Below are 14,200 nucleotides of genomic sequence, written 5' to 3' on the forward strand. Positions count from 1 at the left end.
TGTCAATATTTTTTTCATTCACCATTCAGGTTATTACATTGTAAAACGCTCTTTTCCATGTTCTCTATTGAAATAAATTGGAGTGTATAACCATCTGGATCATGAAATATTATTCTAACTTCTTCACCGCGGCGCTTTTCTAAAAATGATATTTGATAAAACGCTAACTTTTTCTTTAACCGCTCGATATTTGTAGTTTTTAACAATAGTTCCTTCACTGATGATGTAACAGTCTCTCTATGCTCTCCCAGTCCCCTGTTTACAACAAAACAAATTCTCGTTGAACCAATATCATACCACACACCTGTTACACGTATTTGTGGCCTCTCCTTGCTCGGTTTAAACCCTAGAATTCCTTCATAAAAATATAATGTTTCCTTTAAGTTTTTAGATTCTAATACAATACATGTTGTAACACTTTCCATCCGCACTCCCCCTGCCCCTTTTAGTTTTCTATATGAGTCATAATTTGCAATTATGTACGAATACAATACGTAGTGATGAATATTTCATTTATAAAGGAGGCGTGTAACATGGATGAATTTATGAAATCCTACATACCTTTTCATGGCCCAAACGATCCTTGCCCTCCAATTGGAAAGAAATATTACTCAACTCCCCCACACCTATTTATGGGCTTTCAACCACCTAACTTACCCCAATTCCCACCAAAAGAAGCTTTAAGAAAAGGGACTTTATGGCCTGCTTTTTATGATTTTTATGAAAATCCTCACAAAAAAGGACGGTGAATAAAAACGTGACACAAACATTGCCTGATGAATATTACAAATGGATTGAAGAACTACAAGAACTAGACTTTGTATTAGTTGAACTTACCCTCTATTTAGATACGCACCCCGACGATACTGCAGCTATAAATCAATTCAATGATTTCTCCTATAAACGGAGAGTATTACAACAAAAAATTGAAGAAAAATACGGGCCACTTCAGCAATTCGGAAATAGTTATTCTAACGCTCCATGGCAATGGAGCCAAGGACCGTGGCCATGGCAAATATAAAATGAAACTTTAATTAAGTGGAGTTTACTGGCAGCAAATAGCAGGATAAAGGAGAGAAACTATGTGGATTTATGAAAAAAAATTACAATATCCAGTTAAAGTGAGTACTTGTAATCCAGCACTCGCCAAATTATTAGTTGAACAATATGGCGGTGCGGACGGCGAACTGGCTGCTGCTCTTCGCTACTTAAATCAACGTTATACAATTCCTGACAAAGTCGTTGGCTTACTAACCGATATCGGTACAGAAGAGTTCGCCCATTTAGAAATGATTGCTACAATGATTTATAAATTAACGAAAGATGCGACACCAGAACAAATGAAAGCTGCTGGATTGGATGCGCAGTACGCTAATCACGATAGCGCTTTGTTTTATCATAATGCAGGTGGCGTTCCTTTTACTGCTACTTATATTCAAGCAAAAGGAGACCCTATCGCAGATTTATATGAAGATATTGCCGCTGAAGAGAAAGCACGAGCAACTTATCAATGGCTAATTGATTTATCTGACGACCCCGACATAAACGACAGCTTGCGCTTTTTACGTGAACGAGAAATTGTCCATTCACAACGTTTCCGAGAAGCGGTTGAAATTTTAAAAGAAGAACGTGATAAAAAGATTTTCTTTTAACACACATATCGTAACGATATGTGTTTTTTTATATTTAAAGTTAAATCCTTCCTAATTAACATATAAATAGTATATTTATTCAATTTAATGCATTATTTTTTAATATTTATAAAATTCCCTCTTGCTTTCTAGTCATCAGACCTTTAAAATAATAACAGTTACTCGACAAATTATTTGAATTTTCGACAAAAACACTCATTAGGAGGATTTTCTTTATATGCGTACAACTTTAAAACCAGCGCAAATACTTTCGATTAGTTTACTACTATTCGCGGTTTTCTTCGGTGCTGGTAATATGATTTTCCCGCCCCTTCTCGGTCTTTCTTCCGGAGAGAATATGTGGGTTTCCATTACAGGATTTATTATTACAGACGTCGGTTTATCTTTACTAGCTATCGTCGCTGTTGCCCTTGCTGGTGGTAGCTTTAACACTTTAGCGAGCCGTGTTCATCCAAAATTCGCAGCAATATTCGCCATCATTATTTATCTTTCAATCGGCCCACTATTTGTTATTCCACGAACTGGATCTGTATCTTATGAAATTGGAATCGCACCACTTTTCCCAGATCAATGGTACTCTATGTTAATCTTTAGTGCGATTTTCTTTACAGTCGTCTACTTCTTATCATTAAATCCATCCAAATTAGTAGATCATATCGGTAAAATATTAACGCCAATTTTACTTGGAATTATTGCAATTATGGCAACAAAAGCGATTCTTTCACCAGGATCATTTGCAGAACCTATCGGTGACTATAAAGAAATTCCATTTTTCAAAGGATTTCTTGAAGGATTTTTAACTTTAGATGCAATCGGAGCACTCGTATTATCAACGATTGTTGTAAATGCAATTCGTCAAAACGGTATACAAGATAAGAAATCCATTGCGAAATATACAATTATTTGCGGAAGCATTGCGGCCCTGTTCCTAACAATTGTTTACTTCTTACTCGGCTATATCGGCGCTTCAAACGGGAACTTAGGACAATTCGAAAACGGTGGTCAACTATTAGCTACTGTTATGTACCAATTCTTTGGGACAAGCGGTAATGTTTTATTAAGTATCGCAATTATAGCCGCTTGTTTAACGACAGCAATTGGTGTTGTAAGTGCATTCGCTAACTATTTCACAACAGTATTAACAAATGTTTCGTACAAGAAGCTTGTACTATACGTTTGTATTTTTAGTTTCGTTATTTCAAACTTAGGTTTAAGTTTATTAATCAAAATTACATTACCCGTATTAATTATTTTATATCCAATTACAATCATTTTAATTTTCGTATCCTTTATTGATAAATATACGAAACGTAAACCTTCTGTCTATATCGGAGCAATGATTGCGGCCTTCCTTATTAGCTGTATTCATGCACTTGATAATGTGGGAATGATACCAAGTTTTATCGCTAATATCGTACACGCAATTCCTTTTTATGAATTAGGTATTGGCTGGATTGTTCCAGCAATAATTGGTGGTATAGTCGGATACTTTATTCCGCAAACAGAAACTGAAGGTGAAGTTTCTACGAAATAACGAAAAGAAGCGAGCATGAAAAATTGCTCGCTTCTTTTTTTATTTTCTATCGCTGAATACGGTATTTGTGTACGATCGAACCGTTAACATATAGTAACTAAAGTAAATCATGATATACACTCCTATACTACCTAGTAACGGCAGACTATATTCGAACATTCCTGTAAAGCCCATCAAACTTAAAAATGCAAAGAATGTATGACAAATCGCAAGCAGTAATGGTATTACAAAAATCGCTCCTACTTGTTTTCTTACAGACTCTGTTGCTTCCCTTTTCGTTAATCCAATTTTCTTTAACATGCCGTATGCCGGTCGCTCTGCCATCGCTTCTGTTATTTGTTTAAAGTATAAAATACATCCAGTAGCAAGAATAAAGACAATCCCTAAAAATATACTTGCAAATAATAATACTGCACCATCTTGCAATTCAGATTGGCTCGCCTCTTCAAAGGATTGGAATTTTGCTTCCTTAGATAGGATAGTCCCTAACTCTTTCGTTAGCTCTCTACTACCGTTTCCTTCAACGATAAATCCGCTAACTGTTGAAACAGCATGTCCTTGCTGCAGCTTATTAAATAACGAATCTTGAACAACAAGTCCAACTGGTGCAAGTTTCCCACTCACAATTGTTTCCTCACGATGATCAACGATTGTTATACCATTCTTCATCCCTTCAAAGGATACGTCGTTTCCTTCAAGCGAATTCTTTTCTATGTTATATGATTTATACGAATCTAATAAAACAACTTCCTTTTCAGAACCTAGAATGACTTGTTTATTACCTAACATAGAAGCAGATTTATTAAAATCTGACTCTTTTATAACTTGTACGTTACCATTACCTATTAAATATCCTGTTAATATTTGTTCTCCCTCTATCTTTCCTTGCATAGAGAGCATAGCTATAGACGTTTCATTTTTGATTCTTAACTCGTGTTTTTGAATTTCTTCTCTAACTTTCTTATCTAATTCCTTTCCAGTTGTTACATACTCATAACTAACTGGATTCATTAATGTCGCCGTTTTCTGCGCTCCATAATACATACTAGAACTAATTCCAATTGTACATAGTGTCACTGCACTTAATAAAGATAATAGTGCAAGCATCTTTACGTTTCCTTTTATTCTGAAGAACAATGAAGAAATCGATAAAATGTTCGTTCCATTCCAATATTTCGTTTTATCTCCCTTTATTTTATGGAGTGATTTCACTGTATACTGCTCAAATAGTAAAAACGTACCTTTTACAATACACCCAAAAATAATTAGAGCTGTAATAAAAATTGCTCCAAACCCGAAAACTTGTGTGAATAACGCAATTGTATAACCTGCAATTAATAAAACAAGCGCTCGTTTTGCTTTCTTACTTGAATACGTAGGTGCCTCTTCTTTCTGATTTTCACCATATAGTAATTCAACTAAACGATGCTCATAAATTAACTTTTTACTTTTCCATGATGCAATAAAGAAAATCGCACCTATCGTTATAAGAACTTCTACTATAGACAAAAATGAAATCGTAAATGTAAATGTAAACGCACTTCCCATTAATTTCACAAGAAGCCCTGCACATATATTCGCTATAAATAAACCAGAAATAATACCTAATACACTTGCCGCAACACCAACTAGTAATGTTTCATAAAAGAGTAACTTCGCAATTTCTTCTTTACGAATTCCTAATAAACTATACAATGCAATTTCTTTCTTCTTCTTTCGTAAAAAGAAGCTATTACAATAAAAAATAAAAATCGTTAAAAAGATAATTAATAAAATTTGTGCAAACGTAAATGTCGTTTCTACTTTATCCGATTCTTTCAAAAGCGCTACTACACTTTCATTTCGTTTAATCGATACGAATGTAAAATAAATAATAATGCTGCCTACTAAAGAAATAAAGTATAGAAAATAATCTTTCATATTTCGTTTTATACTACGCTTTGATAATTCTAAAAAATCCATCGTATACCTTCACCTGCTCTCACATTTCTCTATACATGAAGTGTATACGAAATTGTATTTCTCCCCTATCGATTTTCATTACACCTCTCTTATGATATTGTAATATAACAAAATAAAAGAACCTAGTTTCCTAGGCTCTTCACATCGTATGTTTAAAAGTAAATAACTCTTCTTTTGACTGCACAGCAGATTGTTCCTCTTCTACGTCCGTCTTCTTTATCTCTCCCCCTAACCTTACTTTCATCATCGCCTCTTCTATACTTTTCACAATCATATTTCCTGAAAAAATAGTAAGTCCGAAAAATGTAATTGGGACAAGAGGAATCCATGGATGCACTGTTAATGACCTAAAATAGACTCCTATTAACCCTGACCATTCATGTGTGTAAGAGTCTACTTCTTCTACCGGTCCAAAAAACTGAACAGTTCCTCCAAAGAACACTTCTAGTAACCCTAAGTGCAGCAAAATAGTAAGAGTCTGCGTAAACTGCTGAAGAAATACGAGTATAAACGTCATATAGAGATGCGGAAAAAGATGCTTTATAACAACGTGTCTTCTTGATCCACCTAATATGCGCGCGGCATCAATAAATTCTTCCGTTTGTAATTTACGAACTTCCTTCGCAACATACAGTGCAATAACCGGCATCGCAAGCAGTACAAGTAATACAACTTGGAACGAAGCCCTTTCAAAAAAAGTTGTTGTTTCCTCTCCACTTCCAAATCTATTCACAGATTGAAGAAAGAAATACGCAATCATAACTGTCGGAATAACTGTGAAACTATCAAAAAAAGCCTCAATCTTCGAAAAGCCTCTTTTTATATATGTTCCGAGTATAACACCGAAAAACACACCTATTACCATTCTAAGTGCCGCAATTAAAATAGATATACCAATCGTCCACTTCGCGCCTTCAATGACTAAATGTAAAAGGTCATATCCTTTCCGGTCTGTCCCGAGTAAAAATTGTAATGAAGGTGAAAATGGTGGCACTTCTGGGTTTCCGGCCGCATCATATTGCAGTGTAACTTTTTTAATCTGTCCATCATTCCATATCGTATTTCCGATGCTCAAAAGAACTAATAGGAGAAGAAATCCAATGCTTATCCAAAATCTTTTATCACGTTTTATATACGTCCACATATTATAATCTCTCCTTCATCGCAGCTGGAATGAAATAATGAAACAGCTTAAATAAAATAAATATCGGAATATAAATAAGCAGCACACTAACGATGAAAACCTCCACCCTAATACCCTCGTACGATTTTAAAAACATGAAAATACCACCCGTATTAAAAATCCATTCTATAATATATAAATTAGATAACATAAAAAAGATATTTGTTTTCGCAAAGAAAAGTGTACTAAGCAACACATTTCGTAAAACATGACGATTTAAAATATGAATATGATTTAGCCCTTTCGCCTTAGCAAATAGTACATAATCTTTTTCTAACTCATTTTCAAAACGAAGCACTAACATTTTTACGAACAGAATCGTAGTCGGTATACTCAAACATAATATTGGCAATCCTCTAATCGACTCGCCTCCAATTGACGCAATTTGAAAAGGTAAAAAACCTGTTTGTTTAAAAAACCATACAACTAAAATTTGTGATACTAAAATAAGAAGAATGTCTGGAATAGATTCTAGAAAGATGAGAAATGATTTAATACGATGTTGTATACGCGGTGAACTACTCATAATTACATAAACAATACAAAATGCTACAAATAATGAAATGAAAAAAGCAGCCAAAAAAATAACAATCGTTTCTTTATAATGGACAAACAACTGCGGAAATAAAAATTTACCTCTCACATATTGCAAATTGGAGATATCCATTAAGTTCACAAACACTTCTTTTAAACTCTGTATGTACTTTGATGCATGCAGCTCAAATCCATAAAATAATTTCGGCAGTGCTCCTATACAAATAATACCCAAAATCGAAATAATAAATTGAATCGTCACTTCCATCCCATTCAGAAAAACTTTTTTGACCACGTTTTCCCTTCTCTCTATATATAATTTACCCTCTAATTTTATTCTTAATTTTCTGAATTGTAAATATTTATAAAGAAAAATCACTAGGTTATGACCCTAGTGATTCTTTATGCGCATGCCCTTCTCTTTTCGCAAACGGTATATACAAAATGAAACATCCCATAAGCGCAGCTATTTCTAATGAAATAATATAGTAAGGATGCGGTCCTAACATATCGAGTAATGAAGCAGTTTCTGGCTTATGAGCTAAAAACATATAATTACCGCCTGTTTTATAATTCACAAATGAAACGATTGGAATTACTATGTTTAAAAATATCATCGTACGCTTAATCGATTGCAAGGTTGGTCTATATCCTTCTACCCACGTCATAAAGAGTGGTGCCCAAATGAGTAATACATGTGCAATGAAGAATTCTAAAAAGCGAAAATGCGGAAAAGCATATTGCACGTTCGGCGTTAAAATGGCTTGCGATGCACCGATAATTCCTGTAAAAAACACAATCTCATATATTCGATAACTTTTCGTTACAATCATAATCGATGCTAACAATAAACTAATCGTACATAACTCAAATGGTAATGAAGTGCCTAGCTCAAAAATCCCAGCTTTCCATTCCCACATATGAAGTCCAATCTCACTTCCTATAAATAGAAATGCAATCGCATATCGAACCGTTATATTCCACTCACTTTGACGCAATAAATCTTGGTATTGATACAGAAAAAATATCCCCACCAACATAATAAATAATATAATGACATGTTGCCTCGAGTACGGAATAAATGGTTTTAATGGATGCGCACTAAAATAAGCTTCCATCTTCCTTCCTCCTCTCCTTCATACAATATTATTGTTAGAAAGAAACAACGAGTCAATTCATTTGCTTAAACTAGGACAACCTCTACCTTACATTTAGATATTCATACCTTACAAAACTGTAAGGTTATTGTAAGCTAAAACGATTTGTCAGATTCTTCACCTCTTTTATACTTAATGTAGATACTAAAACGAACGAAAAGGTGATAAATAGATGAAGAAGAAAAATAAAGTGTTAATTACTAGTGTAGTAGCAATCGGAATTGCAGCTGGATCATATTTTGCATTTGCTGGCGGTGGTTCAGAAATAGCAATGGCATATAGCGGTTATAAAGTTACGGAAAAACAAATTGAAAATGCACAAAAATTTGGCGGCGAAGTTATTCCAAGCGGTATTGAAACCATTTCATTCGATCCAACAAAAGGCACGTATGAATTAGCTGTTAAAAAAGGTGATGAAGTGAAAAAAGGTCAGCCTCTGTTTAAATACAATGACCCTACTGCTAAACAAGGTGTAACGGAAGCAGAAATGCAAAAGAAAATCGCACAAAAAGAAGTAACATTGTTCCAAAAACAAATTGATGCAGCGAAACAAAAATTACAAAAAGATAAAAATGCAGGCCTTCCCGCTGAAGCATTAAAAGCATCAGAAATTGAAGTGCAACAATTAGAATCACAACTTGAAATGAAGAAATTTGAAGTTGAAAAAGCTGATGAAATGATTAAAGCAGCAAAAGAAAAGGTAAACACCCTTTCTGTAACGAGCCCTACTGATGGTGTAATTGATGATATCGTAAAAACTGCTGATGAAAAAACAGGCATGAGCGGCATTACACTTCGTCACGCTGGTCCATTTAAAGTAAAAGGTCAACTCTCTGAATATGAGCTTGCTAGTATGAAAGTTGGGCAAGAAGTAACTGTTTCGTCAAAAACGGTCGCTGGTAAGACTTGGACAGGAAAAGTAACAGAAATCGGTTCTACACCATTAAAGAGCATGGACGAAAATAAAACTGTTTCTAATTATCAATTCACTGTCACATTAGACAATAGTGAAGAATTACAAAACGGCTTCCACGTATACGTGACAAGTAAATCTGGCGAAGCAACTGGTACAATTATCCCGAAAAGCAGCATCGTGAAAAAAGGTGACAAAAATGTTGTCTTCATTGTAAAAGATGGTAAAGCGAAAGAACAAGCGGTTACTGTTGAATTTGAAACAGATAGCGAAGCGAAAGTTTCTGGAGTGAAAAAAGGAGAGCAAATTATCTCTAAACCTGAAAAAGACTTAAAAGATGGTATGGAGGTTGTCGTTGAATGATTAACTTAAAAGGCATCACGAAATCTTTCCAAAATGGTGCAGAATCCGTTCAAATATTACACGGCATTGACGTAACACTGAACCAGGGAGAATTCACTTCTATTATGGGACCCTCTGGTTCTGGTAAATCAACATTAATGAACATTATCGGTTGCTTAGATAAACCAACAACAGGTGCGTATGAACTAGCTGGTCAAAATATTTCAAACATGTCTGAGACAGAACTTGCACACGTTCGTAATAAAGAGATCGGATTCATATTCCAAAACTTTATGTTACTACCAAGACTTACAGCAATGCAAAATGTTGAATTACCTCTTATTTATGCAGGTGTTGATAAAAAAGAGCGACGTGAACGTTCACTAGCAGCTTTAACAAAAGTAGGTTTAGCTGATCGTGCTACTCACTTACCAAATGAATTGTCAGGTGGACAAAAGCAGCGTGTCGCAGTCGCACGTGCAATCGTAAATAACCCGAAATTTCTCTTAGCAGATGAACCGACGGGTGCACTTGATACGAAAACGAGTACACAAATTATGGACCTCTTTTACGAACTAAACAAACAAGGCTCAACAATCATTATGATTACCCACGATCGTGAAATCGGGGAAGCGGCAGCACGTCAAATTGTAATTCGTGACGGAAATATCGTCCAAGATTGGAGAGGTTAATTTTGAACACGAGTGAAAATATACGCATGGCCCTTTCCTCTATCTTTGCCCATAAAATGCGTTCTATATTAACGATGCTAGGAATTATTATTGGTATTAGTGCTATTATTACTATCATTTCAATGGGTGATGGTACAAACGCAAAGTTTAAAGAAGAGTTAGGCCAAGGAAAAGATAATGAAATAACGATTTACTACAACAACCCTGATTATGGAACAGATAGTGCCAAAATCACACCTGATATGCTAAACCGTCTTCAAACTGTGCCAGGCGTTAAAGATGTTTATCCAGATGTAAGTATGAAAGTAAAAGCATCTGCTGGTTCAAAAGATGTCTCTCTTGATTTAAAAGGTGGAACAGGCGCCTTTATGACAGATTCAAAAATAAAATTAGTTCACGGTCGTGAATTAAACGACAGCGAATTAAACCAGGCAATCCCTGCTGTTATATTAAATGAAGAAGCTTTCAACAAATTATTTAGTGGTTGGGAGTCAAATCTATACACAGATATAAAAGGAAAGCCATATAAAATAGTCGGTGTATACGAAACGAAAAACGAATTTGGAATGGCTATGCCTGAAGGTTATACATCACTTGAAAACGCGCCTGTCATTTCAGGAGTAAATGAGTATGACTCTGTAAAATTAACAATGACCTCTCCAACAGAACGTAAAGGTGTAGAAAAACAAGCTGTTTCTGTTTTAAACGAAATGAAAGCTCCTAAATTCGAGCACAAATTCGAAGCACAGGACTTAGGTGAATTTACGAAGCAATTAGACGAATCCATCGGTATGATGAAAATGGTATTCGGTGGTATTGCCGCTATCTCCTTACTTGTTGGTGGTATCGGTGTAATGAACATCATGCTTGTATCTGTAACAGAGCGTACACGTGAGATTGGTATTCGTAAAGCACTTGGTGCAACGCGTGGTAAAGTATTAACACAATTCTTAATTGAATCTTGTATTTTAACAGGACTCGGTGGTTTCATCGGATTCATGCTCGGTATCTTCTTCGCTTGGATCGTCTCAATCTTTGCCGGATGGCCACTCGTTGTCTCAACAGAACTTGGGCTTCTTGCAGTAGGTATCTCAATGTTAATCGGTATTATATTCGGTCTACTACCTGCTAACAAAGCTGCAAAACTTGATCCAATTGAATGTTTACGATATGAGTAAATAAAAAACGTAGGAGTTTACACTCCTACGTTTTTTATTTTATTGAAGGCAAATTCAATTTTATCGCTGTTTTATTAAAAATCTGCGTCTCTAACTCCTACTATATAACTCTGAAGCAATTCGCGAACTAATTCATAACAATATCGTCCCTTTAAATCATGTTTCTTCTATTATATATGTTTCATGTTGCGATTACCTTTTTATCCTTGCAGCTTCCATTTCACATTACAACTATCCTGCAATCCTATTATTGCAAAAATACTATGTAATAACACAAATTCAAGGCGTAATTTTTTCCATACTACAACTTATTTTGTAACAATTATATCTCTATTTCATTAAAATCACCCCTATATATACGACTTCACACACAATAAGATTATATTTTCATAACTACATTACGATTCAAATAGTTAAATACCCCTTTTTCGTAACATTACAGAAACATTTAAGTAATACCAATGATACATTATTAATCTATTAGTAATTAAAATAGTGTTGATTTTATGAATCATATGTTATAACCCCCCAAAAACCGTAAAGAAAACGTTATCAGGATATTAATGGCATTATTACAGAATATTAACGCCTCATTACGAATGCTTTGTAGTTTTGTGTTTTCCGCAAATAAGAAAATAATGGTTGATATAATGAGGTCAACGAAAAACAAATGCAATGGAGGCTATTATGAAAAAATTTATGGGTATAGCAACAGCAGCGGTTTTTGGTCTTGGGATTTTCACAACATCTGCTAAAGCAGAAACGATTGTAACAACTGATGTACTAAATGTACGAGAAAACCCAACTACTGAATCAAAAGTTGTCGGAAAGTTATTAGATGGATATAAAGTTAACGTTTTACATACAGAAAACGGATGGTCAAAAGTTAAATTAAATAGTGGTAAAGAAGCTTTCATAAGCGCTGACTACACTAAAGATTCTTACTACGTAACAGCAAACGTATTAAACGTACGTGCTGGAGCAAATACAGATTCAGCGATTCTTGGTAAATTGAAAAAAGATGATGTAATCGAAACAACACACCAAGTACAAAATGATTGGATTCAATTTGAATATAACGGCCAAACAGCTTATGTACACGTTCCTTACTTAACAGGGAAAGCGCCAGTTAAAGTTCAGCCAGTAGTTAAAGCTGAAAAAGTAACTAACGTTCAAGATACTGCTAAAGTTCGTGAAGCAGTTAAAGCTCAGGAGGCAGCTGAAGCTCAAGCAAAAACTAAAGCTCAGGAAGCAGCTAAAGCTCGTGAAGCAGTTAAAGATCAAGAGGCAGCTGAAGCTCAAGCAGCAACTAAAGCCGAGGAAGTAGCTAAAGCTAAAGAGGCAGCTAAAGCTCAAGAAGCGGCTGAGGCTCAAGCAGCAGCTAAAGCTCAAGAAGTGGCTAAAGCTCGTGAAGCAGCTAAAGCTCAAGAAGCGGCTGAAGCTCAAGCAGCAGCTAAAGCTCAAGAGGCAGCTAAAGCTCGTGAAGCAGCTGAAGCTCAGGCAGCGGCCGAAGCTCGTGAAGCAGCTAAAGCTCAAGAAGCAGCTGAAGCTCGTGAAGCAGCTAAAGCTCAAGAGGCAGCTAAAGCTCGTGAAGCGGCTAAAGCTCAAAAACCAGCTACACAACAACCTGTTGCAAAAGAAACTGAAACAAGTGCACCATCTTCTTCTCGTGAATTAAGAGTTCAAGCAACAGCTTACACAGCGGATCCACTTGAAAATGGTTACAAAGCAGGAGACCAAGTAAAATCAGCTATGGGTCATAACTTAACAGCTAATCCAAACATGAAACTAATTGCAGTTGATCCAAGTGTCATTCCATTAGGTTCAAAAGTATGGGTTGAAGGTTACGGAGTAGCAATCGCTGGTGATACTGGTGGAGCTATTAAAGGAAATAAAATCGATGTTTTAATGCCAGATAAAGGTACATCAAGTAACTGGGGACGTAAAACAGTTACAGTGAAAATTTTAAACTAATTATTAAAAAAAGAGTTAGTCTCATTATTGAGGCTAACTCTTTTTTTATGATTCTTACACTCTTTCTTTCTCTTGAAAGTAACTAATATGATCCCGAATCCATTTTCTTTCTGACATAAACAAGTTTCCTCGTTTTTTATATACTTTACCAAACGTCTGTAAAACTTCTTCATGATCAGCAAACTTATGTAAAAAACAAAGAGCAATGACGATCTCTGATTCATCAGTAGGCTCTACTTCATTTTTACGTCTTCTAGAAACAACTTTAGTTACACGTTCGCTAATTGGTTGAATCGCCATTTCATCTCCATATGCATAAATAGCTCGAACAGCTTCGTATTTCACCATCACATTTCTATCCTTTAAAGCTTCAATATAAACTATTTGTAAGTCCGCTCCCCCTATTTTCGCTAAAACCTCAATAACAGTTGAACGAACATAAGCACTATCGCAATGTAAAAGCTTTGTTAAAGGTAAGATTGATCGCTTTGTTCCAATCTCATATAAAGTGGCACATATATTTACAATATCATCTCGATTCTCTTCCACTGTAAGTAACTTCAATAAAGCATCTTCTGCTTCCAACGATTTACACAACTTTAAAGCGATGACAGCAGAATAACGAACTCCACTATTTTTATGATATATGTAAGGAATAATTTTATGTGCATTGCTTGCTTCAGATAATTTACTTAAATCTATGAGCATGCTATCTAACACCATCCTGCTTTCTTCACTTTCTAACCGATCTATCAAATAATCTGCAATATACATCTCTTTAGTATTTATTGCAAGTCGTGTAATTAAAAAATAAAGATTTGTTTTTATATATACTTTTCGTGCTTCCATTACTTTCTCTTGGAAACAAGAAAAAAGCGATACATCATTTAACTGCCTCGCTTCTTCATACGCACATTGCCGAATACCTGCTTCTTCATCCGCCATCCGCCTTAATAAATCATCTATATACTCTTCCATCTCCTTATCTCCCGTCCAAATTAAATCTATCTCTTTGCATTCTATATACGATAGACTACTATTTCAACAGAAAAAAGAGGATGCCGTAGCATCCCCTCCTA

At 35.2% G+C, this 14,200-nt stretch carries 13 protein-coding genes and 1 pseudogene; 8 read left to right on the plus strand and 6 right to left on the minus strand.

The features are described 5' to 3' along the window. Nucleotides 1-14 precede the first annotated feature (14 nt). Nucleotides 15-425, minus strand: coding sequence for a VOC family protein (locus MRBLBA3_RS08715; protein WP_363380858.1), 411 nt, complete (start codon nucleotides 423-425; stop codon nucleotides 15-17). 108 nt (nucleotides 426-533) lie between these two features. Here MRBLBA3_RS08715 and MRBLBA3_RS08720 point away from each other — a divergent pair, with 108 nt between their 5' ends. The 4 genes from MRBLBA3_RS08720 to brnQ2 all read left to right on the plus strand — a co-directional run bounded on the left by MRBLBA3_RS08720 (nucleotide 534) and on the right by brnQ2 (nucleotide 3,186). After that, nucleotides 534-749 (plus strand): spore coat associated protein CotJA, encoded by a 216-nt coding sequence (locus MRBLBA3_RS08720; protein WP_098775069.1) that lies wholly within the window; start codon nucleotides 534-536, stop codon nucleotides 747-749. Between the two features lie 8 nt (nucleotides 750-757). Then, the gene (locus tag MRBLBA3_RS08725) at nucleotides 758-1,021 is read left to right on the plus strand and encodes a spore coat protein CotJB (protein WP_000194953.1); all 264 of its coding nucleotides are present in this window, start codon (nucleotides 758-760) and stop codon (nucleotides 1,019-1,021) included. 61 nt (nucleotides 1,022-1,082) lie between these two features. Then, the gene (gene cotJC, locus MRBLBA3_RS08730; RefSeq protein ID WP_000265283.1) at nucleotides 1,083-1,652 is read left to right on the plus strand and encodes a spore coat protein CotJC; all 570 of its coding nucleotides are present in this window, start codon (nucleotides 1,083-1,085) and stop codon (nucleotides 1,650-1,652) included. Between the two features lie 217 nt (nucleotides 1,653-1,869). Beyond that, complete coding sequence (gene brnQ2 / locus MRBLBA3_RS08735; RefSeq protein ID WP_001260916.1) at nucleotides 1,870-3,186, plus strand: branched-chain amino acid transport system II carrier protein BrnQ2; 1,317 nt, start codon at nucleotides 1,870-1,872, stop codon at nucleotides 3,184-3,186. 39 nt (nucleotides 3,187-3,225) lie between these two features. Here the strand turns inward: brnQ2 and MRBLBA3_RS08740 are convergent, their stop codons facing one another. The 4 genes from MRBLBA3_RS08740 to MRBLBA3_RS08755 form a co-directional block, all read right to left on the minus strand. After that, on the minus strand, nucleotides 3,226-5,148 hold the full coding sequence (locus MRBLBA3_RS08740) for an ABC transporter permease (RefSeq protein ID WP_363380863.1): 1,923 nt from the start codon (nucleotides 5,146-5,148) through the stop codon (nucleotides 3,226-3,228). A gap of 139 nt (nucleotides 5,149-5,287) precedes the next feature. Then, a complete protein-coding gene (locus MRBLBA3_RS08745) occupies nucleotides 5,288-6,292 on the minus strand; it encodes an ABC transporter permease (protein WP_044738366.1) in 1,005 nt (334 codons plus the stop codon). 1 nt (nucleotide 6,293) lies between these two features. Then, on the minus strand, nucleotides 6,294-7,160 hold the full coding sequence (locus MRBLBA3_RS08750; RefSeq protein WP_000239667.1) for an ABC transporter permease subunit: 867 nt from the start codon (nucleotides 7,158-7,160) through the stop codon (nucleotides 6,294-6,296). 88 nt (nucleotides 7,161-7,248) lie between these two features. After that, nucleotides 7,249-7,983 (minus strand): TIGR02206 family membrane protein, encoded by a 735-nt coding sequence (locus tag MRBLBA3_RS08755; RefSeq protein ID WP_000388705.1) that lies wholly within the window; start codon nucleotides 7,981-7,983, stop codon nucleotides 7,249-7,251. A 211-nt stretch (nucleotides 7,984-8,194) separates the two neighbouring features. On the opposite strand from MRBLBA3_RS08755, the gene MRBLBA3_RS08760 reads away from it, so the two are divergent. The 4 genes and pseudogenes from MRBLBA3_RS08760 (at nucleotide 8,195) to entC (ending at nucleotide 13,121) form a co-directional block, all read left to right on the plus strand. Further along, on the plus strand, nucleotides 8,195-9,298 hold the full coding sequence (locus MRBLBA3_RS08760; RefSeq protein WP_098775072.1) for an efflux RND transporter periplasmic adaptor subunit: 1,104 nt from the start codon (nucleotides 8,195-8,197) through the stop codon (nucleotides 9,296-9,298). Further along, complete coding sequence (locus tag MRBLBA3_RS08765; protein WP_000609096.1) at nucleotides 9,295-9,969, plus strand: ABC transporter ATP-binding protein; 675 nt, start codon at nucleotides 9,295-9,297, stop codon at nucleotides 9,967-9,969. Before MRBLBA3_RS08760 ends, MRBLBA3_RS08765 begins: the two co-directional genes overlap by 4 nt. 26 nt (nucleotides 9,970-9,995) lie before the next feature. After that, nucleotides 9,996-11,147 (plus strand): ABC transporter permease, encoded by a 1,152-nt coding sequence (locus MRBLBA3_RS08770; RefSeq protein ID WP_414645979.1) that lies wholly within the window; start codon nucleotides 9,996-9,998, stop codon nucleotides 11,145-11,147. 563 nt (nucleotides 11,148-11,710) lie between these two features. Beyond that, nucleotides 11,711-13,121 (plus strand): annotated as a pseudogene (entC, locus tag MRBLBA3_RS08775) (cell wall-binding protein EntC). A gap of 54 nt (nucleotides 13,122-13,175) precedes the next feature. On the opposite strand, the gene MRBLBA3_RS08780 reads toward entC, so the two are convergent. Beyond that, on the minus strand, nucleotides 13,176-14,099 hold the full coding sequence (locus MRBLBA3_RS08780) for a HEAT repeat domain-containing protein (RefSeq protein WP_044738362.1): 924 nt from the start codon (nucleotides 14,097-14,099) through the stop codon (nucleotides 13,176-13,178). Between the last annotated feature and the right edge of the window lie 101 nt (nucleotides 14,100-14,200).

Origin of the sequence: Bacillus sp. LBA3-1-1.1 (assembly GCF_040676495.1) — a bacterium.
Lineage (GTDB): Bacteria > Bacillota > Bacilli > Bacillales > Bacillaceae_G > Bacillus_A > Bacillus_A nitratireducens.

Coding starts and splice junctions, on each gene's coding strand:
- MRBLBA3_RS08740 (WP_363380863.1), bottom strand. CDS start 5,148: ATGGATTTTTTAGAATTATCAAAGCGTAGTATAAAACGAAATATGAAA.
- MRBLBA3_RS08745 (WP_044738366.1), bottom strand. CDS start 6,292: ATGTGGACGTATATAAAACGTGATAAAAGATTTTGGATAAGCATTGGA.
- MRBLBA3_RS08770 (WP_414645979.1), top strand. CDS start 9,996: ATGGCCCTTTCCTCTATCTTTGCCCATAAAATGCGTTCTATATTAACG.
- MRBLBA3_RS08760 (WP_098775072.1), top strand. CDS start 8,195: ATGAAGAAGAAAAATAAAGTGTTAATTACTAGTGTAGTAGCAATCGGA.
- MRBLBA3_RS08720 (WP_098775069.1), top strand. CDS start 534: ATGGATGAATTTATGAAATCCTACATACCTTTTCATGGCCCAAACGAT.
- brnQ2 (WP_001260916.1), top strand. CDS start 1,870: ATGCGTACAACTTTAAAACCAGCGCAAATACTTTCGATTAGTTTACTA.
- MRBLBA3_RS08765 (WP_000609096.1), top strand. CDS start 9,295: ATGATTAACTTAAAAGGCATCACGAAATCTTTCCAAAATGGTGCAGAA.
- MRBLBA3_RS08755 (WP_000388705.1), bottom strand. CDS start 7,983: ATGGAAGCTTATTTTAGTGCGCATCCATTAAAACCATTTATTCCGTAC.
- cotJC (WP_000265283.1), top strand. CDS start 1,083: ATGTGGATTTATGAAAAAAAATTACAATATCCAGTTAAAGTGAGTACT.
- MRBLBA3_RS08780 (WP_044738362.1), bottom strand. CDS start 14,099: ATGGAAGAGTATATAGATGATTTATTAAGGCGGATGGCGGATGAAGAA.
- MRBLBA3_RS08715 (WP_363380858.1), bottom strand. CDS start 425: ATGGAAAGTGTTACAACATGTATTGTATTAGAATCTAAAAACTTAAAG.